Genomic DNA, 18,624 nt, shown 5'->3' with positions numbered 1-18,624 from the left:
TTGTGTGAGGTGTGGTGCTGAGTGGGGGAGCGTTCAACAAGTGTTCCCATATTTGTTCCCATGTGGATAAATAGAAAAACTTAAAGCCCAATATTTACATATAGTTATATGTATTTTCTAGCTTCTGCATCGATAACGCCGCACGGCAGGCAATAAAAAGCCCGGGTTCATCCCGGGCTTTTTTTGTGCACTTTTCATCCACCAACCTAGAGGCGGCGCAGGCACCACATGAAGTAAGCGCCCCCTAACAAGGTGGAGACCAGCCCCACCGGCACCTCCTGCGGGAACAGGATCTGCTGGCCGATCCAGTCCGCCGACACCATCAGCAGGGCGCCGGAGACGGCGGCACCGAGCAGATGCCAGCGTGCCCGCACCAGCCCCATCAGTTTGGCCATGTGCGGTGCCAGCAGGCCGACGAAGGAGAGCGGCCCCACCACCAGGGTCGCGCTGGCGGTCAGCACGGCCACCAGCAGCAGGATGGCGAGCTGGGCCCGGTTGAGCCGAATGCCGAGCGCGGCGGCCACCGCCGGCCCCATCGGCAGCAGATCGAGCCAGCGGCTGAGCAGCAGGCAGGCCGCCAGCAGCGTCAGCGCCAGCACGACCAACCCGCCAGCAATCGGCAGGGTGACGTAATAGGTGGAGCCGGACATCCAGGAGAGCAGTTGCTGCACCCGCAGGTCACCGTTGGCCAGCGCGATGGCCTGCAACGGCTCGAACAGCGCCGTGATGGCGATGCCGGAGAGCAGCAGCCGCTCCGGCTGGAAGCCGTGGCTGCGATTGACCAGCAGCAACAACAGCAGACAGCCGAAGGCACCGAGCAGGCCGCCGGCCAGCATCATGGGCAGCGGCAGGGCGGGTAGCAGCAGCGCCGTGGCAATCACCCCCATAAAGGTGCCACCACTCACCCCCAGCAGCTCGGGGCTCGCCATGGGGTTGCTGCTGACCCGTTGCAGCAGGGTGCCCGCCAGCGCCAGCAGCATGCCCGCCGCACCGGCCGCCAGGGTGCGCGGCAGCCGCCACTCCAGCTGGGCCTGCCAACGCAGCCAGCTCGGCCAGTGCCAGCCGTCCATCCCCTGTCCAAACAGCAGGGAGGCGATCACCGCCACTACCAGTCCCATCAACATCAGGCCGACAAGGCGGGCTGGCGCCGGGTGGCGGGCCATCAGCAGGGCGGCATTCGCCTTCGGCGTGCCCGACTTGATACCCAGGCGCGGGATCAGCCACAACAGCAGTGGCGCTCCCAACAGGGCCGTCATGGCACCGGTCGGAATAAGCGCAGAGCCGCTGCGGCTCAGGGATTGCAGCAGCAGATCGGTGGCCGCCAGCAGCAGAGCACCCAGAGCCGGGGCCCACAGCAGTCGCAGGGCCAGTTTTCTCACCCCCAGCAAGCGCACCAAGGCGGGCGCCGCCAGCCCGATGAAGCCGATCAGCCCCACCACGCTCACCACGCAGGCAGTGACGAACACCGCCAGCCCCAGTCCGGCGAAACGCAGGTGTTGAAGGGAGATCCCCAGACTGCGGGCGCTGGCATCGTCCAGCTCCAGCACCGCCAGCGGGCGCACCAGTACTGCGGCCAGCACGCCGGCCAGCAGCAGACGGGGCAGCAGGTAGCTCACGCCGCTCCAGCTGTTCTGCACCAGCGAACCACTGCCCCACACCAGCAAGCCTTTCAGCTCCTCCTGAAAGAACAGCAGGAGCCCCATGCTGATGGCTGCCAGATAGAGGTTGATCACCAGCCCGGCAAAGACGATGACCACCGGATTGAGCTGGCGACGCCAGGCCAGGGCAAACACCAGCCCCATGGCGAGGCTGCCGCCGGCCATGGCGATCCACTCTCGCCCCAGTAGTAGCCAGGAGGGGGCAAACAGGGTCACCATCATCAGCGCCAGCTGGGCGCCGGAGGCCACCCCCAGGGTGGTGGGCGAGGCAAGCGGATTGCGCAGCACCTGCTGCATCAGGGTGCCGGCCAGCCCGAGGGCGGCGCCGGCCAGCAGGCAGACGGCAAGGCGCGGCAACCAGCTGAAGTGGACCACCGCCTGGCTGGCATCGGTCAGATCCGGCGACAACAGGGTCGCCAGCCAACGCGCTACCGGCAACTGATCGGCCAGCTCCCAACCGGCAAGCGCAAGCGTCAGCCCCAGCAGCAGGCTGACGGGAAGCCGCAGCGGCGATGGAAAAATCCGGTTCATTGCAGCCCCTCCCCGCTTTGCCCATCCCGCTGCAGCGCAGTACTGAGCTGCACGGCAAAGCGGCGCGCCGCCAGCACGCCGCCAAAACTCCACACCGCGGGCAGATGCAGCACGGCCGCCGCCCTCACCTGTGGCAACTGTTGCCACAGACCGGGCTCCTGCAGCCGCTCGCTCACCCCCACCGGGATCGGATCGACCACCACCAGCCGCGCTTGCGGCAGCTCCATCAACTGCTCCAGGCTGGCCACGGCAAAGCCCCAGGCATTGGTTTCCCCCTGCCAGCCATTGCGCAGGCCAAGCCGCTGCATCACCGCCTCGAACAGGCTGTGGCGGCCAAATACCCGCACATGGCGCTCATCGATAAACTGCACCACCAGCAGGGGCGGCAGATCTTCGGGTAATGTGGCCCGCATCTGCGCCAGATCCTGGTCCAGCCTGGCCAGCAGTTGTTCGGCCTCGGCGGTTTTGTTCACCAGCGCGGCTATGGTCAGGGTCGCCTCGTGTAGCCGCTGCCACAGATCGGCATCCGGCTCGTAGAGCTCTATGGATTGTACCGGCGCGATGCGGGAGAGGGTCGGCGCCAGCGGGGCCGCCAGCGGCGAGATGAGGATGCGATCGGGTTTGAGCTCGGCCAGCAGCTCGCGGTTGGGCTGGGCACGCTGGCCGATATCCACCACGGCGGCCGGCAGCAGCGGCTCGCCGACCCAGGCGCGGTAGGAGCCGACATCCCCCACCGCCAGCGGCGTCACCCCGAGCGCCAACAGGGTTTCGGCTATGGTCCAGTCGACGGTGGCGATGCGGGGTACCGACTTCACAGCATCGGCTTGAGGGTGGTCTGCAGCGGCAAGCATCGCTGGCTCGGCCTGCAACATGAGCGGAGCCAAGAGGCAGCAGAACCAGCCAACTTTCTTGAATAAAAGCATCGAGATAACAAGCCTTGTCTAAACGATGGCGATGGCGTGGTCATGGGCCGGGTGGCGAATGACCTCCATCGGGATGCCATAGATGGCGTGCAGGGTCTCGCCGGTCATGATCTGTTCGGGTTCGCCGTGGGTCAGCAGGCGGCCGGAGTGCAGCGCCACCAACCGATCGCAGAAGCGGGAGGCCATGTTGATGTCGTGAATGACGATGATGACCCCGAGCTTGAGCTGACGGCTCAACTGCTTGACGAGCGTGAGCACCTCCACCTGATGGGCCACGTCCAACGCGGCCAGCGGCTCGTCCAGCAGGATGAAACGGCTCTCCTGGGCCAGCAGCATGGCCAGCCAGACCCGCCCCCGCTCGCCACCGGAAAGCGTGTCCACCAGCCGGTCGGCAAAGCGTTCGGTATGGGTCAGCGCGATGGCCCGTTCGACCTGGCGGTGATCCTCCGCCCCCATCCGGCCCAGCAGGCCGCGCCAGGGGTAGCGGCCCATCTCCACCAGCTCCCGCCCGAGCAGGTTTTCGGCGCTCGGCAGATGCTGGGGCAGATAGGCCACCTGACGGGCGAAGTCGCGCGCCCCCCACGCCGGCAGCGGCTTGTCATCGAACCGGATCTCGCCGTCACTGAGCGGCTGCTGGCGTGCCAGCAGCTTGAGCAGGGTGGATTTGCCCGAACCGTTGTGGCCGATGAGGCCATAGACCTTGCCCTGCTCGAAACAGAGATCGGTGGGGTGCAGCAGCGTGCGGTCATTGACCGCGAAGCTGGCTGATTTCATCTCAAACATAAGCGGTTCCTGTTGGCCGGGTTCAAACCGGCACCTCTGCATTCAAGTCACAATCCAGATGGGCGACCGCATCGCGGCTCACCTGCTCGCGCCGCTCGCCGGTCAACTCGCTGAGCCGGCCCTGGCGCATCTCCAGCAGCCGGTCGGCCTGGGAGAAGTAGAGATCGTCGTGGCTGATGGCGATCACCGTTTTGCCCATCTCCTTCAAGCGCGGCAACAGCAGCTGATAGAAGATCCGGCGGAACTGGGGATCCTGATCCGCGGCCCACTCGTCGAACAGCATCACCTCGCGCTGCTCGGCCAGCGCCAGCAGCAGGGCGACTCGCTTGCGCTGCCCCTGGGAGAGGTCGATATCGGCGATGAAGCCATCTTCGATGGTGAGCTTGCTGCCCATCTGCAGCCGCTCCAGCCACTCGGCCACCAGCTCATCCTTGGGTTCCGGCCCCAACAGGTGCTGGAACAGGTGATAGTCGGTGAAGATGGCGGAGAAGAGCGCCAGATAGGCGTTGCGATCGGTAACCGGATCCCCATCCAGCAGGATCCGGCCCGATACCGGCTGATAGAGGCCGGTCAGCAGCATGGCCAGGGTCGACTTCCCGGAGCCGTTGCCACCTATGATGAAGATTTGCTCCCCCCGCTCGATCACCAGGTTGATGGGACCCACTGCGAAACCGCCCTCCCCCTGATAGTGAAAGCTCACCTGCTCCAGCTCGATGCGCTGCCAGGCGCGGGGTGCGGACGGCAGCGGGAACTCGGCGTCCGGCGCGGCCAGATTGAGGGCCGCTATCTTGTCGAACGCCACCTGGGCCGAGAGCAGGGTCGGCAGCGCGCCAATGCCCTGCAACAAGGGGGTACGCAAGAACAGCAGGGTCAGCGCGAAGGTGGCGGCCACCTGGGTGTCGGCCCAGCCCAGCCCGTTGGCCAGGAAGAAGACCAGACCGATGGCCCCCAGCATCATGATATTCGACCAGTTCACCGCGCTCAGGTGATAGGTGTCGGCGCGGATGATCTGCTGGCGGTACTCCTGCGCATTCTGCTGATAAAGCTGGTGGTAGACGAAGTGGGCCCGCTCGCGGTTGAGCGCCAGCTCCTTGCTGCCGGCAATGATGGCCTGATAGTTCTGATAGAGCCGATCCTCGGCCTGACGCATGTGGGAGAGATGGCGATAGACCCGGTTCACCAGCAGCCAGCCCACCACCATGGTGAAGGTGACCCAGAGGGTGGTGACGCCGAGCAGGGCCGGCGACAGCCAGCCAAGATAGAGGGCCGACCCCAGGGTGAGCACCAGCCCCTGCACCAGCTCGGGCAGGCGCACGAAGGCGATGGTGATCTGGCCGATGTCGCTGGAAAGGGAGGCCAGCAGCGGCCCCTGGCCAATCTGGCGCAGGCGGGCGACATCGGTATCCAGCAACTGCTTGAGCAGGCGGCCGCGCAGCCGGTAGACGAAATGATGGCCGAGGGTGGTCAGCGCCAGCTGAGAGCCGAGCGTGATCACCAGCAGCAATAAGATGAGGCCGATCAGCTGGCCGAGCACCGGCAGCGGATCGCCGACGGATTCGACGAGAGACTGATTGATAAAGGCAATGACACCAATCCCGCTGACGGCACTGAGCAGGCTGAGCAGGGTAATGGCGATGAAGGGCCAACGATATTGGCGATAAACCAGAGACAAGAGTTCCATAACGGACCGGTATTCCAGAGAGATCAGAGCAACTGCAGATGAAAAGAAGGGCGGGAACCCGGTTCCCGCCCCACTCCGATTACCAGCGGTAGTTGATGCTGCCCACTACGCTGCGCGGCTCGCCGTAGTAGCAGTAGTAGTCGCAGCTGGCCACGTAGGTATCACCCAGCAGGTTGTTGACGTTGAGCTGAGCCCGCCAGTTCTTGGCAAAGTCATACCCGATCATCGCATCCCACACGGTATGGGCCGGCACCTGGGCCGAGCCGTAGATGGGGGTGTAGTCCGCATTCACGGCACCGATGCCGACGCTGGAACCGACGTAGCGCACACCGCTCCCCAGCTCGAGACCGGAGACCGGCCCCTGCTGCACCTTGTAGTTGCCCCAGAAAGAGGTCTGGTGGCGCGGGATCAGGCTGGCACGGCGATCGCCATTGCCGGTGTCGTTGGTCTTGGCATCGGTATAGGTGTAGGCGGCGGTCAGGCGCAGCGCCTCGGTGGCCTGCACGCTCCCTTCCAGCTCGACACCCCGGGAGGTTACTTCGCCGGCCTGCGTCTGCTGGCCGGAACCGGTGGAGACCAGCGAGTTGGTCTGCTCCAGATCGAACAGTGCCAGGTTGATGTAGCCATCGAGGAAGCTCGGCGCGTACTTGACGCCGGTCTCGTACAGGGTGCCCTTGAGCGGCTTGTAGGATTCGCTGGTGTTGGGGTCGATCCCCGGCAGCACCTCGAACGACTCGGCATAGGCAACATAAGGAGAGAGACCATTGTCGGCCAGGTACATCAGGCTGCCGGAGAGGGAGAGCTCGTGATCATACTGCTTCTCGTTCTTGCCCTTGGCTTCGCTGATGTTGTGGGTCTCCACGTAGTCGAAGCGACCGCCGCCGGTCAGCAACCAGCGATCGTCCCAGCGGATCTGGTGCTGGGCATAGAGGCCGCTCTGGCCCTTGGTGCTCTTCTGGTGGGTGGCGGTGGATTCATCAAAACCGGGGAAGCCGCTGTAATCCGGGTTCATGGTATTGATGGAGCCCATGCCGTAGTTGTCGGCTTCCTGGCCTTCATTGACATGGCGCTGCAGATCCACCCCCAGCAGCAGGGTCTGCTCTGTGCTGTCGGTGTTCCAGTAACCCACCATCTGATTGTCCATGGTGGCGCTCTTGGTGGTGCCGTCGCGATAGATCAGGCCGCGGAAGGCGGTGGTGCCTTCATAGGTCGGGAAGATATAGGTCTGACGCAGCAGCAGATCGTTGTAGTTGAAGCGGACGTTCTGCTTGAACTCCCAGGTCTGGTTGAGCTGGTGGGCCAGCTCGTAACCGGTGGAGAGCTGGGTATTGCGGTTGCGATCGTAATCCGGCTGGCTCAGGTTGGTACTGGGATCGATCTGGCCACCGCTGGTATTGAGGGTGCCGTAAACCGGGAAGAAACCGTTGGTTGGCACCCCTTCGTCGTGCAGGAAGCTGGCCAGCAGGGTCAGGCTGGTGCGATCCGAGAGATCGAAGGTCACGCTCGGCGCCAGATAGACGCGATCGTTGTAGGTGCCGTCCAGCACGCCGTCACGCTCCTTATAAAGAGCAACCATGCGGTAGCGGCTGTTGTCGGTCAGTGCATCGGAGACATCCACCCCGATCTGGCGGTGATCCCGGCTGCCCAGCTGCAGATCCAGCAGCCCCTGCGGGGTGGCGGTCGGCCGTTTGCTGATGGCATTGATCACGCCGCCGGGAGGCGCCTCGCCGTAGAGGATCGAGGCCGGGCCTTTGAGCACTTCCACGCTCTCCAGGCCGAACGGCTCCGGCGTCCAGAGATAATAGCCGGTGCCGAACAGGCGGTTGCCATCCAGATAGGACGCGGCATCGAAGCCGCGCACCTTGAACCAGTCGGTATTGTTGTCGGAGCCATAGAGGCCGGTGAGCACGCCGGAGCGGTAGCGCAGGGACTCGTCAAGCTGCTGCACGGCACGCTGATCCAGCTCCTCGCGGTTGACCACGGAGACGGCGCGAGGCGTCTCGGCCATGGGCACTTCCACCTTCATGGCGGTGCCGGTGACCACCATGGTCTCGCTGGCTTTGGGCAGTTCTTTCGGTTGTTCGGCCGCCAGCACGGGCAGGCTGGCCAACAGGCAGGAGAGCGGCAGCAGTTGCTGTGCCCCTCTCTTTCGCATCGCTGCGATGGGGGTGTTTTTTTGCGCAATCATAGTAAGTGTCTCAAATATCAATGAGTTGTTTCTGATTTCTTATTATTGGTAGCCGGTCATGCCGGTAGCCCGGTTCCTCAGGCGAATAAAGCAGCGACATGCTACTACAGGAGCCATGATCGAATCGATTCAATAATTGCTAATCATTTGCATCTGCATTGTTACTTAACGTATCAAGAGCCGAGCGGAGAACACACAAGAGGAGGAAACGGCCCCTTTTCGACACGATCGCAAGACTGGGCTGGATCGGTGGGCGGGGATCCCTTTTTTCCGTACAAAAGCAGCGAGGATCCATTATCCCCAAGCTTTATCCATATTTATCCACACCCTTTGGCGGTAGAATCCGGCTTTCTCTTGCTTCGTCTGAAATCAGGATCCATTCCATGGCCAAACTCAATCTCGTCGTCGGCTCCATGCTGGGCGCCTCTGAATATGTCGCGGACCACATCGCCGGCCTGCTGGAACAAGCGGGCCATCAAACCGAGATCCACAACCCCGCCAGCCTGGCCAGGGTGCTTGCCGAGCCGGAGGCCATAGTGCTGGTGGTCACCTCCACCCACGGTGCCGGCGATGTGCCCGACAATCTGCAGCCTTTCGCCAAGGATCTTGCCGAGCAGCGTCCGGATCTTGATGGCTGGAAATACGGGGTGATCGCGCTGGGAGACAGCAGTTATGACACCTTCTGCCAGGGTGGCAAGACGCTGGATCGACTGCTGGCCGAGTGCGGCGCCAGCCGGATTGGGGATCGTCTCGACATCGACGTGACCCGGCACGAGATCCCGGAAGATGCAGCCGAAATCTGGATCCGGGACTGGTTGGCCCTGATCGCCTGAACCGGGAGCGGGAGATCCGGCAAGAACGGCTCGATCTCCCCGCTTATCCCCAGATCGCTATCCACCAGGTTATTAACAGGTGGATCCGGAGAAGTTGTTCCAAGGGTTCCCCTAGAATGCTCCGAGAAATTGTGAATAACTCCTGTGTGAAACTCTGTAAAACCTATAGTTATCCATGTATTAGATCTAAACCAAAGGGTGTCTGTGCATAAAAACCCTTGTTATCCCCCTGTTCACGGGGCCAGGATCCAAGCTTTTCCACAACCAGAGATCGTTCTTAAGACGATGATCTTTATGATCAAAAAGTGCTTATCAACAGAAGCGGCGGATCCTAATAAAAGATCCAATAAAAGATCGATCTAAAGATCCTTAAGATCTATTTAGTGGATCCTCCCTCCATACTGAACGTTAAGTAGACGTTCCCCTCAGGACGCTAAACAGATAGAATGTTCCGCCCTCGAGCACAGGCAAACAAAGATCTTCAGGCGTGCAGATCAAGGTGATCCCCAATGCAATACCATGAACAATTTGATGTGATCGTCGTCGGTGGCGGTCATGCAGGAACCGAAGCGGCAACAGCGGCAGCCCGGATGGGCCTCAATACACTGTTGCTGACCCACAATATCGATACGCTGGGACACATGTCCTGCAACCCGGCGATCGGCGGGATCGGCAAGGGACACCTGGTCAAGGAAGTTGACGCTCTCGGCGGGATCATGGCGCGTGCCATCGATCTTGGCGGGATCCAGTTCCGTACCCTCAACTCTTCCAAGGGCCCGGCGGTTCGCGCCACTCGTGCCCAGGCGGATCGTCTGCTGTACAAGGCGGTCGTGCGCCAGATGCTGGAGAACTACCCTAACCTGAAGATCTTCCAGCAGGCCTGTGACGATCTCATCATGGACGGGGATCGGGTTGCCGGCGTGGTCACCCAGAGCGGGATCCGCATCAGCGGCAAGACGGTCGTGCTGACCGTGGGTACCTTCCTGAACGGCCTGATCCACATCGGCATGGAAAACTACAAGGGCGGCCGCGCCGGGGATCCTCCCTCGATCGCACTCGCCCAGCGCCTGCGGGAACTGCCGCTGCGCATCGATCGCCTCAAGACCGGTACGCCGCCCCGCATCGATGCCCGCAGCGTCGATTTCTCGGTGATGCAGGCCCAGCACGGTGACGATCCGCGTCCGGTCTTCTCCTTCATCGGCGATGCCAGCCAGCATCCGCGTCAGGTGCCCTGCTACGTTACCCATACCAACGAGCGCACCCACGAGGTGATCCGCAACAACCTGGATCGCAGCCCCATGTACGCCGGGGTGATCGAGGGGATTGGTCCGCGCTACTGCCCATCGATCGAGGACAAGATCACCCGTTTTGCCGACAAGACGGCGCACCAGATTTTCGTCGAGCCGGAAGGCCTGACCACCCACGAACTCTATCCGAACGGGATCTCCACCAGCTTGCCGTTCGACGTGCAGGTGCAGATCGTCCGCTCTGTGCGTGGCTTCGAGAATGCGCACATCACCCGCCCGGGTTATGCCATCGAGTACGATTTCTTCGATCCGCGGGATCTCAAGGCCAACATGGAGAGCAAGTGCATCGGCAACCTGTTCTTCGCCGGCCAGATCAACGGCACCACCGGCTATGAAGAGGCGGCAGCCCAGGGCCTGCTGGCCGGTCTGAACGCCGCCTTGCGTGCGCAGGGCAAGGATCCCTGGCATCCGCGCCGGGATCAGGCTTACATCGGCGTGATGATGGACGATCTCTCCACCCTGGGAACCCGCGAACCCTACCGCATGTTCACCAGCCGTGCCGAATATCGCCTGCTGCTGCGGGAAGACAACGCCGATCTGCGCCTGACCGCCGTCGGCCGCGAGCTGGGCCTGGTGGATGACGAGCGCTGGAGCAAGTTCAACGCCAAGATGGAACAGGTGGAGCAGGAGCGTCAGCGCATGCGCTCGACCTGGATCCACCCGCAACATCCGTCGCTGGAGGCGGTCAACGCCCTGGTCAACACCCCGCTGACCCGCGAGCAGAGCCTGGAAGAGCTGCTGCGTCGCCCCGAGGTGACCTACGATGCGCTGATGGCCATCGAGGGGGTCGGGCCTGCGCTGAGCGATTCGGCCGCCGCCGATCAGGTGGAGATCCAGATCAAGTACGCCGGCTACATCGAACGCCAGCACGACGAGGTGGAGAAGCAGCTGCGCAACGAGAACACCCTGCTGCCGCTGGACATGAACTACCGCGACGTCAACGGCCTCTCCAACGAGGTGATCGCCAAGCTCAACGATGCCAAGCCGCAGACCATAGGTCAGGCGTCCCGCATCTCCGGCATCACCCCGGCGGCCATCTCCATCCTGCTGGTTCATCTGAAAAAACACGGCCTGCTGCGTAAAACCGCCTGAGGATCCTACCGTTGCAAAACATGCTGGAAAGATTGAACGGCCTGCTCATGCAGGCCGGAATTGTTATCACCGAGACCCAAAAGACCCAGTTGGTTCGGCTTGTCGAGTTGCTGCACAAGTGGAACAAGGCTTACAATCTCACCTCGGTACGAGATCCGGACGCCATGCTGGTCAAGCACATCCTCGACAGCCTGGTGGTGAGCCGGCACCTGCACGGTGAGCGCTTCATCGATGTGGGCACAGGCCCGGGTCTGCCCGGACTGCCGCTGGCGATCATCAATCCGGACAAGCAGTTCGTGCTGCTGGACAGTCTGGGCAAGCGGATCAACTTCATCCGCCAGGTGATCCTGGAGTTGGGCTTGACCAACGTGACTCCCGTCAAATCCCGGGTCGAGGAGTATCAGCCCGAGGTGGGATTTGACGGCGTGCTGAGCCGGGCCTTCGCCTCGCTGGAGGACATGCTGGGCTGGTGTCACCATCTGCCGTCGGCCCAGGGCAGCTTCCTCGCGCTCAAGGGACAGTATCCCGAGCAGGAGCTGGCCCAGTTGCCCGCCAACATCCGTCTGGTCGCCTCCCATCAACTGGTGGTGCCGGAGCTGGAAGGCGAACGTCATCTGCTGGAATTCAAACATATCCAGCCCTAATAGGGTCGCAGTTTCATTTAGGGGACAGTGTGGGAAAAGTCATCGCCATAGCCAACCAGAAGGGTGGAGTGGGTAAAACCACCACCTGTGTGAATCTGGCCGCCTCCATGGCCGCTACCCGCCGCAAGGTGCTGGTGATCGATCTGGATCCGCAGGGCAATGCCACCATGGGCAGCGGTGTCGACAAGTACGAAGTCGAGCGCACCGCCTATGAGCTGCTGATCGAGGACGCCCCCATCGGCGAGGTGATCATCCCCGAAACCTCCGGGGGCTATCACCTGATCGCCGCCAATGCCGACGTGACCGCGGCCGAAATTCGTCTGATGGAGTTCTTCGCCCGCGAGATCCGCCTGCGCAACGCGCTGGCCGCTGTGCGGGACAAGTACGACTACGTCTTCATCGACTGCCCGCCTTCTCTCAACATGCTGACCGTCAACGCCATGGCCGCCGCCGACTCCGTGCTGGTGCCCATGCAGTGCGAATACTATGCGCTGGAAGGGCTGACCGCCCTAGTCGACACCATCAGCAAGCTGGCAGCCGTGGTCAATCCGGATCTTAAGATCGAAGGGGTGCTGCGCACCATGTTCGATCACCGCAACCGGCTGGCCAATGATGTGTCCGATCAGCTTAAACAGCACTTCGGGGACAAGGTCTATCGCACCATCATTCCCCGCAACGTAAGACTGGCGGAGGCTCCGAGTTTCGGCGCCCCGGCCATGCACTATGACAAATCATCGGTGGGCGCCAAGGCCTATCTGGCTCTGGCTGGCGAGATCCTGCGTCGCCAGGAGCAGGAGCGCCAGGTGACCATCGCAGACCGAGAGAGCATATGACGCCGAAAAAACGTGGGCTGGGCAAGGGGCTGGACGCTCTGCTCAGCACCAGCACGGCCGCGCGCCAGAAGCAGGTGATGAGCGATCAGCGCACCGAGCAGGCCATGGCCCCGACCCCGACCAATCAGGGCGAACTGCGCAAGCTGCCGGTGGAGTGGTTGCAGTCCGGCAAGTACCAGCCGCGCAAGGACATGTCGCAGGATGCGCTGGAAGAGCTGGCCAATTCCATCCGTGCCCAGGGGGTGATCCAGCCCATCGTGGTGCGCCCCCTCGGCGAGCAATCCTTCGAAATCATCGCCGGTGAGCGGCGCTGGCGCGCCTCCCAGCTGGCCCGCCTCGAGGTGGTGCCCTGCCTGGTCAAGGATGTGCCTGACGAGGCTGCCGTCGCCATCGCGCTCATCGAGAACATCCAGCGTGAAGACCTCAATGCCATCGAGGAGGCGGTCGCCCTGCAGCGGCTGCTGACCGAATTCGAACTGACCCACCAGCAGGTGGCCGATGCGGTGGGCAAGTCCCGCACCACGGTGACCAACCTGCTGCGCCTCAACCAGCTCAACGACGACGTGAAGCGCTTCGTCGAGCACGGTGACCTCGACATGGGCCATGCTCGTGCCCTGCTGGCCCTGAGCGGCCAGGCCCAGTCCGAACTGGCCAAACTGGTTGCCCAGAAGGGGCTGACCGTGCGAGATACCGAGAAGTTGGTGCAAAAGGCGCTGGAACCGGCAAAAGCCAGGGTCGAGCCCGTCCGCGATCCCCAGTTTGGTTATCTCGAGCGCCAGATTTCAGAAAAAATTGGCAATCAGGTACAACTTCAGCCGGGAAAACAGGATAGCGGCAAGTTAGTAATTAGTTACGAGAACTTGGCGGATTTGGACCGGGTATTGAGCTATTTTGGCCTGTCAGAATCGTGATTTTTACGCTTTTTGTAGTAATAAAACATCCATTCCTTTTGATATGAACATAACCTTAATTCTGTGCGGAAAGCCGCAAAAATTAAGGATTTTTGCCATGTTGCAATAGCTGTCTTCAAGGGTATAATTTGACCGGCTTTTTGGGCTGTAAACGCGGGGTCTTCGGATCCCGATTTTTTACAGTTCTGTAATGTTCAGGGGTAGGTTGGTGAAGCAGAAAATAGCCTTGGAAGGTTTAACGCTGGCCTTGGCTATGCTCGTTTGTCAGCTCGTCCTGATCCTGGCGATCAGTACCGTCTGGTTTTACCAGGCCGGTGCGTTTGCCGGACGCTCCTCTCTCTACGGGGGGAGCATGTACTGGGTTCCTCAAGCCCTGTTCACGCTTTGGGTTCTGCGCCGCAAGGTGACGAAAGAGAGCGTGGGCCTGGTTCTGCGGGACTTTTATGGTGGGGCAGGGATTAAGCTCATTACTACAACAGGACTTTTCGCCCTGATGTTTGGCGCCGGGATCGAGGTCGATACCGTCTCGTTCTTTGCCACTTATATCCTCGCCCTCGTTGTACAGTGGATAGTCTCATTCACGCTTAACAACCACTATTAGGAAAACTCATGTCTGCAACCGGAGAAGTCCTGACTCCTCAGGGATATATCTCCCACCATCTGACCCATCTGCAAGTCGGGTCTGGGTTCTGGACAGTCAATGTCGACTCAATGATATTTTCTGTTCTGTTGGGCGCTCTGTTTATCTGGTTGTTCCGCCGCGTAGCCGTCAACGCTACCAGTGGTGTGCCCGGTAAACTGCAGTGCTTTGTGGAGATGCTGGTCGAGTTTGTGAGTGGTAACGTCAAGGACATCTTTCACGGTCGCAACAAGGTCATCGCACCTTTGGCCCTGACGGTGTTTGTGTGGATCTTCCTGATGAACCTGATGGATCTGATCCCCGTTGACTTTATCCCCCACGCTGCACAGTTGATGGGTGTTCCCTATCTGCGTGTGGTTCCCTCTGCTGACGTTAACATCACCATGTCCATGGCTTTGGGCGTGTTCTTCTTGATCCTGTACTACAGCATCAAGGTCAAGGGTATCGGCGGGTTTGTGAAGGAGCTGACGCTTCAGCCTTTCAACCACCCGGCGGCCATCCCGGTTAACCTCATCCTGGAAACTGTTACGCTGATTTCCAAACCTGTTTCTCTGGGTCTTCGACTGTTCGGCAACATGTATGCTGGCGAACTGATCTTTATCCTGATTGCGGGTTTGCTACCCTGGTGGTCTCAGTGGATCCTGTCCGTGCCTTGGGCAATTTTCCACATCCTGATCATCACTTTGCAGGCGTTTATCTTCATGGTGCTGACCATCGTCTATCTGTCGATGGCTCAAGAAGACCATGGTTGATGCAACTCAAATAATCCTTTTTATACAATCAATTACATCTAAATAAATGGAGATCCTCATGGAAAACTTGAACATGGACCTGCTGTACATCGCTGCTGCAATGATGATGGGTCTGGCGGCTATCGGCGCTTCCATCGGTATCGGTATCCTGGGTGGCAAATTCCTGGAAGGTGCAGCTCGTCAACCGGACCTGATCCCTGTTCTGCGTACCCAGTTCTTCATCGTGATGGGTCTGGTGGATGCGATCCCGATGATCGCCGTTGGTCTGGGTCTGTACGTGATGTTTGCGGTTGCCGGCTAAGTCATAGCGACCTCCGGACATAACCCATTAACTAACTAAGAGGACACAGGCTGTGAATATCAACGCCACCCTCCTCGGCCAAGCAGTTGCTTTTTTCTTCTTCGTAGTGTTTTGCATGAAGTACGTGTGGCCGCCGCTGATGGCTGCCATCGAAGCCCGTCAGAAAACCATTGCTGACGGCCTCTCTTCTGCCGAGCGTGCCAAGAAAGATCTGGATTTGGCCAAGGCCAACGCCACCGATCAGCTGAAAGAAGCCAAGCTCCAGGCTGCAGAAATCATTGAACAGGCCAACAAACGCAAGGCCCAGATCATTGATGAAGCTGCTGCCGGTGCCCAATCTGAGCGGGAAAAAATCCTGGCTCAGGGCCGTGCCGAGATTGAAGCTGAACGTCATCGTGCCAAAGAAGAACTGCGTAAGCAGGTTGCTGCTCTTGCCATTGCTGGTGCAGAGAAGATCCTGGCGCGCCAAATCGACCAGGCTGCCAACAGCGACATCGTCGACAAGCTGGTAGCAGAACTGTAACGGGAACGGGGCTATGTCTGAACTGACTACAATCGCTCGCCCCTACGCCAAGGCTGCTTTCGAGTTTGCCGTTGAGCACAAGGCGGTTGACCAGTGGCTGGGGATGCTCGGCTTCGCTGCACAAGTAGCGGAGAACGAGACCATCCACAACCTGGTAAACGGCTCTGTGGCTGCCGAAGAGCTGGCAAAGTTGTTTGTCGGCATCTGTGGTGAGCAACTCGACGAGCATGGTCAGAACCTGATCCGGGTGATGGCCGAGAATGGTCGCTTGGGTGTGCTGCCGGCGGTCGTTGCCGAATTCGTCGCGTTCAAGGCTGAACTGGATAAAGAAGTTCAGGCTGACGTGATTTCGGCGATCGAACTGACCGACCAGCAGAAAGCCAATATTCAGGCTTCTCTGGAACAACGTCTCGCGCGCAAAGTGAAGCTGAATTGCAGCATGGATGCGTCCTTGATGGCCGGGGTGCTCATCAAGGCCGGTGACCTGGTTATCGACGGCACGGTCCGCGGTAAGCTGGATCGCATGGCTGACGCGCTGCAATCTTGATTGGGGTATTAGAGCATGCAACTGAATTCCACTGAAATCGCCGAGCTGATCAAGCAGCGCATTGCGCAGTTTGATGTAAAGAGCGAAGCGCGTAACGAAGGTACCATCGTCTCTGTGAGCGACGGTATCATTCGTATTCACGGCCTGGCCGATGCCATGCAAGGTGAGATGATCGAGCTGCCGGGCAACCGCTACGCTCTGGCATTGAACCTGGAGCGTGACTCCGTCGGTGCGGTGATCATGGGTTCCTATGACGGTCTGTCAGAAGGAATGAAAGTAAAAGGGACTGGCCGCATTCTGGAAGTGCCGGTCGGTCGTGGTCTGTTGGGCCGGGTGTTGAACACCCTGGGTCAGCCGATCGACGGTAAAGGTCCAATCGACAACGACGGCTTCTCGCCGATCGAAGTGATTGCACCGGGCGTTATCGAGCGTAAGTCTGTTGACCAGCCGGTCCAGACCGGTCTGAAAGCCATCGATGCCATGATCCCTATCGGTCGTGGCCAGCGTGAGCTGATCATCGGTGACCGTCAGGTGGGTAAGACTGCCATCGCCATCGACACCATCATCAACCAGAAAGACTCCGGCATTAAGTGTGTCTACGTTGCGATCGGCCAGAAGGCCTCCACCATCGCCAACGTGGTGCGCAAGCTGGAAGAGCACGGCGCCCTGGCCAACACCATAGTGGTGGTTGCCTCTGCCTCCGAAGCGGCTGCCCTGCAGTACCTGGCTCCGTATGCCGGCTGCTCCATGGGTGAGTACTTCCGTGACCGCGGTGAAGACGCGCTGATCATCTATGATGACCTGTCCAAGCAGGCCGTAGCTTATCGCCAGATCTCCCTGCTGCTGCGCCGTCCGCCAGGACGCGAAGCCTACCCGGGCGACGTTTTCTATCTGCACTCCCGTCTGCTGGAGCGTGCTGCTCGCGTCAACGCCGAGTACGTAGAGAAGTTCACCAACGGTGCCGTGAAAGGCCAGACCGGTTCTCTGACCGCCCTGCCGATCATCGAAACCCAGGCTGGTGACGTATCCGCGTTCGTTCCGACCAACGTGATCTCCATCACCGATGGCCAGATCTTCCTGACTTCACAACTGTTCAACTCCGGTATCCGTCCGGCCGTTGACCCGGGTATCTCCGTATCCCGTGTAGGTGGTGCCGCTCAGACCAAGATCGTCAAGAAGCTGTCCGGTGGTATCCGTACCGCGCTGGCCCAGTATCGCGAACTGGCTGCATTCGCCCAGTTCTCTTCCGACCTGGACGATGCGACCCGCAAGCAGCTGGACCACGGTCAGAAAGTGACCGAGCTGATGAAGCAGAAGCAGTACTCTCCGCTGAGCGTGGCTCACCAGTCTCTGGTGCTGTTCGCCGCGGAAAAAGGCTATCTCTCCGATGTCGAGCTGAACAAGATCGTCGACTTCGAAGCCGCTCTGCTCTCTTACGCCAATACCCAGCATGCCGAGCTGATGGCTGAAATCAATGCCAAGGCCGACTACAACGACGCGATCGTTGGCAAGCTGACTGCGTTGCTGGACAACTTCAAGGCAACCCAGACCTGGTAAGCGTGTGTGGCAGCGCGAGCTGCCACCTGATGGAGAGTAAGAGATGGCCGGCGCAAAAGAGATACGTAACAAGATCGCGAGTGTGAAAAACACTCAGAAGATCACCGGCGCTATGGAAATGGTGGCAGCAAGCAAGATGCGCCGTGCGCAAGATCGCATGTCTGCCAGCCGTCCGTACGCTGAAACCATGCGCAAGGTGATCGGCCATATCGCTCAGGGGAACCTGGAATACAAGCACCCCTACCTCATCGAACGTGAGGTCAAGCGAGTGGGTTACATCGTCGTCTCCACCGACCGTGGCCTGTGTGGTGGTCTGAACATCAACCTGTTCAAGGCTGCCCTCAATGACATGAAGCAATGGAGCGCGAAAGGAGCCAAGGTTGACCTAGCTCTGATCGGCAACAAGGCCTCCAACTTCTTTGAACGGCACGGCGCCAAGGTGAAAGCTCACGTCGCAGGACTGGGCGATAACCCGAGCGTCAATGACCTGATTGGTTCAGTCAAGGTCATGCTGAAGGCTTACGACAACGGTGAGATTGACAGGCTGTATCTGGTGTACAACAAGTTCGTCAACACCATGGTTCAGCAACCACGAGTCGATCAACTGCTGCCTTTGCCCGTAACTGAAGACAGCAAGCTCGCCAAGAAACACCACTGGGATTACCTCTATGAGCCGGATCCCAAGCAACTGCTGGATACCCTGCTGATTCGCTACGTCGAATCCCAGGTCTACCAGGGGGTAGTGGAAAACTTGGCAAGTGAACAGGCAGCCCGAATGGTTGCCATGCAAGCCGCGACTGACAACGCCGGTAACCTGATTAACGATCTGCAACTGGTATACAACAAGGCCCGTCAGGCCAGTATTACCCAGGAACTGACAGAGATCGTGTCCGGTGCTGCTGCGGTGTAAGGCAAGGGTT

The 18,624-nt window shown here is 60.2% G+C and carries 17 protein-coding genes; 12 read left to right on the top strand and 5 right to left on the bottom strand.

The features are described 5' to 3' along the window. Positions 1–206: 206 nt before the first annotated feature. The 5 genes from fhuB to AB5Y98_RS11940 all read right to left on the bottom strand — a co-directional run bounded on the left by fhuB (position 207) and on the right by AB5Y98_RS11940 (position 7,764). On the bottom strand, positions 207–2,189 hold the full coding sequence (fhuB, locus tag AB5Y98_RS11960) for a Fe(3+)-hydroxamate ABC transporter permease FhuB (protein ID WP_368231965.1): 1,983 nt from the start codon (positions 2,187–2,189) through the stop codon (positions 207–209). Further along, the gene (locus AB5Y98_RS11955) at positions 2,186–3,112 is read right to left on the bottom strand and encodes an ABC transporter substrate-binding protein (protein ID WP_368231964.1); all 927 of its coding nucleotides are present in this window, start codon (positions 3,110–3,112) and stop codon (positions 2,186–2,188) included. The genes fhuB and AB5Y98_RS11955 overlap by 4 nt, the downstream gene beginning before the upstream one ends. 18 nt (positions 3,113–3,130) lie before the next feature. Beyond that, positions 3,131–3,895, bottom strand: a complete 765-nt coding sequence (locus AB5Y98_RS11950) for an ATP-binding cassette domain-containing protein (RefSeq protein WP_005307174.1) — start codon at positions 3,893–3,895, stop codon at positions 3,131–3,133. A gap of 22 nt (positions 3,896–3,917) precedes the next feature. Next, positions 3,918–5,576: a multidrug ABC transporter permease/ATP-binding protein gene (locus AB5Y98_RS11945; RefSeq protein WP_368231963.1), complete on the bottom strand. Its 1,659-nt coding sequence runs from the start codon at positions 5,574–5,576 to the stop codon at positions 3,918–3,920. A gap of 79 nt (positions 5,577–5,655) precedes the next feature. Further along, positions 5,656–7,764, bottom strand: a complete 2,109-nt coding sequence (locus tag AB5Y98_RS11940) for a TonB-dependent siderophore receptor (protein ID WP_368231962.1) — start codon at positions 7,762–7,764, stop codon at positions 5,656–5,658. A gap of 383 nt (positions 7,765–8,147) precedes the next feature. Between AB5Y98_RS11940 and mioC the strand changes: the two genes are divergently transcribed. The 12 genes from mioC (at position 8,148) to atpG (ending at position 18,614) form a co-directional block, all read left to right on the top strand. Beyond that, the gene (gene mioC, locus AB5Y98_RS11935; RefSeq protein ID WP_005307185.1) at positions 8,148–8,597 is read left to right on the top strand and encodes an FMN-binding protein MioC; all 450 of its coding nucleotides are present in this window, start codon (positions 8,148–8,150) and stop codon (positions 8,595–8,597) included. 509 nt (positions 8,598–9,106) lie between these two features. Continuing rightward, positions 9,107–10,996, top strand: a complete 1,890-nt coding sequence (gene mnmG, locus AB5Y98_RS11930; RefSeq protein ID WP_252602901.1) for a tRNA uridine-5-carboxymethylaminomethyl(34) synthesis enzyme MnmG — start codon at positions 9,107–9,109, stop codon at positions 10,994–10,996. A 20-nt stretch (positions 10,997–11,016) separates the two neighbouring features. Next, on the top strand, positions 11,017–11,640 hold the full coding sequence (gene rsmG / locus AB5Y98_RS11925; RefSeq protein WP_242761652.1) for a 16S rRNA (guanine(527)-N(7))-methyltransferase RsmG: 624 nt from the start codon (positions 11,017–11,019) through the stop codon (positions 11,638–11,640). A 29-nt stretch (positions 11,641–11,669) separates the two neighbouring features. Continuing rightward, positions 11,670–12,473, top strand: coding sequence for a ParA family protein (locus AB5Y98_RS11920; protein ID WP_005307193.1), 804 nt, complete (start codon positions 11,670–11,672; stop codon positions 12,471–12,473). After that, entirely contained in the window at positions 12,470–13,384 is a 915-nt protein-coding gene (locus AB5Y98_RS11915; protein WP_010635594.1) for a ParB/RepB/Spo0J family partition protein, read from the top strand. The genes AB5Y98_RS11920 and AB5Y98_RS11915 overlap by 4 nt, the downstream gene beginning before the upstream one ends. Positions 13,385–13,574: 190 nt before the next feature. Beyond that, the gene (locus AB5Y98_RS11910) at positions 13,575–13,985 is read left to right on the top strand and encodes an ATP synthase subunit I (RefSeq protein ID WP_010635593.1); all 411 of its coding nucleotides are present in this window, start codon (positions 13,575–13,577) and stop codon (positions 13,983–13,985) included. Between the two features lie 8 nt (positions 13,986–13,993). Further along, a complete protein-coding gene (gene atpB / locus AB5Y98_RS11905) occupies positions 13,994–14,776 on the top strand; it encodes a F0F1 ATP synthase subunit A (RefSeq protein ID WP_005307200.1) in 783 nt (260 codons plus the stop codon). 58 nt (positions 14,777–14,834) lie between these two features. After that, positions 14,835–15,077, top strand: coding sequence for a F0F1 ATP synthase subunit C (atpE, locus tag AB5Y98_RS11900; protein ID WP_005307205.1), 243 nt, complete (start codon positions 14,835–14,837; stop codon positions 15,075–15,077). 52 nt (positions 15,078–15,129) lie between these two features. Beyond that, positions 15,130–15,600 carry a F0F1 ATP synthase subunit B gene (gene atpF / locus AB5Y98_RS11895; protein ID WP_005307207.1) on the top strand — a complete coding sequence of 157 codons (471 nt, stop codon included), beginning with the start codon at positions 15,130–15,132 and terminating at the stop codon, positions 15,598–15,600. Between the two features lie 13 nt (positions 15,601–15,613). Beyond that, positions 15,614–16,147 carry a F0F1 ATP synthase subunit delta gene (gene atpH / locus AB5Y98_RS11890; protein WP_005307208.1) on the top strand — a complete coding sequence of 178 codons (534 nt, stop codon included), beginning with the start codon at positions 15,614–15,616 and terminating at the stop codon, positions 16,145–16,147. A gap of 15 nt (positions 16,148–16,162) precedes the next feature. After that, positions 16,163–17,704 (top strand): F0F1 ATP synthase subunit alpha, encoded by a 1,542-nt coding sequence (gene atpA, locus AB5Y98_RS11885; RefSeq protein ID WP_010635591.1) that lies wholly within the window; start codon positions 16,163–16,165, stop codon positions 17,702–17,704. A 43-nt stretch (positions 17,705–17,747) separates the two neighbouring features. Then, positions 17,748–18,614, top strand: coding sequence for a F0F1 ATP synthase subunit gamma (gene atpG, locus AB5Y98_RS11880; protein ID WP_005307212.1), 867 nt, complete (start codon positions 17,748–17,750; stop codon positions 18,612–18,614). Positions 18,615–18,624 lie beyond the last annotated feature (10 nt).

It is taken from the genome of Aeromonas sp. s3 (assembly GCF_040907805.1).
In the GTDB taxonomy this organism is placed as follows: Bacteria; Pseudomonadota; Gammaproteobacteria; order Enterobacterales; family Aeromonadaceae; genus Aeromonas; species Aeromonas dhakensis.
Note: the sequence above shows the minus strand (reverse complement) of the source record. Positions and strands in the feature narration are given on the sequence as shown.

Excerpts from the sequence above, each read along its gene's own strand:
- fhuB (WP_368231965.1), bottom strand. The coding sequence starts at position 2,189 with ATGAACCGGATTTTTCCATCGCCGCTGCGGCTTCCCGTCAGCCTGCTG.
- AB5Y98_RS11955 (WP_368231964.1), bottom strand. The coding sequence starts at position 3,112 with ATGCTTTTATTCAAGAAAGTTGGCTGGTTCTGCTGCCTCTTGGCTCCG.
- AB5Y98_RS11950 (WP_005307174.1), bottom strand. The coding sequence starts at position 3,895 with ATGTTTGAGATGAAATCAGCCAGCTTCGCGGTCAATGACCGCACGCTG.
- AB5Y98_RS11945 (WP_368231963.1), bottom strand. The coding sequence starts at position 5,576 with ATGGAACTCTTGTCTCTGGTTTATCGCCAATATCGTTGGCCCTTCATC.
- AB5Y98_RS11940 (WP_368231962.1), bottom strand. The coding sequence starts at position 7,764 with ATGATTGCGCAAAAAAACACCCCCATCGCAGCGATGCGAAAGAGAGGG.
- mioC (WP_005307185.1), top strand. The coding sequence starts at position 8,148 with ATGGCCAAACTCAATCTCGTCGTCGGCTCCATGCTGGGCGCCTCTGAA.
- mnmG (WP_252602901.1), top strand. The coding sequence starts at position 9,107 with ATGCAATACCATGAACAATTTGATGTGATCGTCGTCGGTGGCGGTCAT.
- rsmG (WP_242761652.1), top strand. The coding sequence starts at position 11,017 with ATGCTGGAAAGATTGAACGGCCTGCTCATGCAGGCCGGAATTGTTATC.
- AB5Y98_RS11915 (WP_010635594.1), top strand. The coding sequence starts at position 12,470 with ATGACGCCGAAAAAACGTGGGCTGGGCAAGGGGCTGGACGCTCTGCTC.
- AB5Y98_RS11910 (WP_010635593.1), top strand. The coding sequence starts at position 13,575 with ATGTTCAGGGGTAGGTTGGTGAAGCAGAAAATAGCCTTGGAAGGTTTA.
- atpB (WP_005307200.1), top strand. The coding sequence starts at position 13,994 with ATGTCTGCAACCGGAGAAGTCCTGACTCCTCAGGGATATATCTCCCAC.
- atpE (WP_005307205.1), top strand. The coding sequence starts at position 14,835 with ATGGAAAACTTGAACATGGACCTGCTGTACATCGCTGCTGCAATGATG.
- atpH (WP_005307208.1), top strand. The coding sequence starts at position 15,614 with ATGTCTGAACTGACTACAATCGCTCGCCCCTACGCCAAGGCTGCTTTC.
- atpA (WP_010635591.1), top strand. The coding sequence starts at position 16,163 with ATGCAACTGAATTCCACTGAAATCGCCGAGCTGATCAAGCAGCGCATT.
- atpG (WP_005307212.1), top strand. The coding sequence starts at position 17,748 with ATGGCCGGCGCAAAAGAGATACGTAACAAGATCGCGAGTGTGAAAAAC.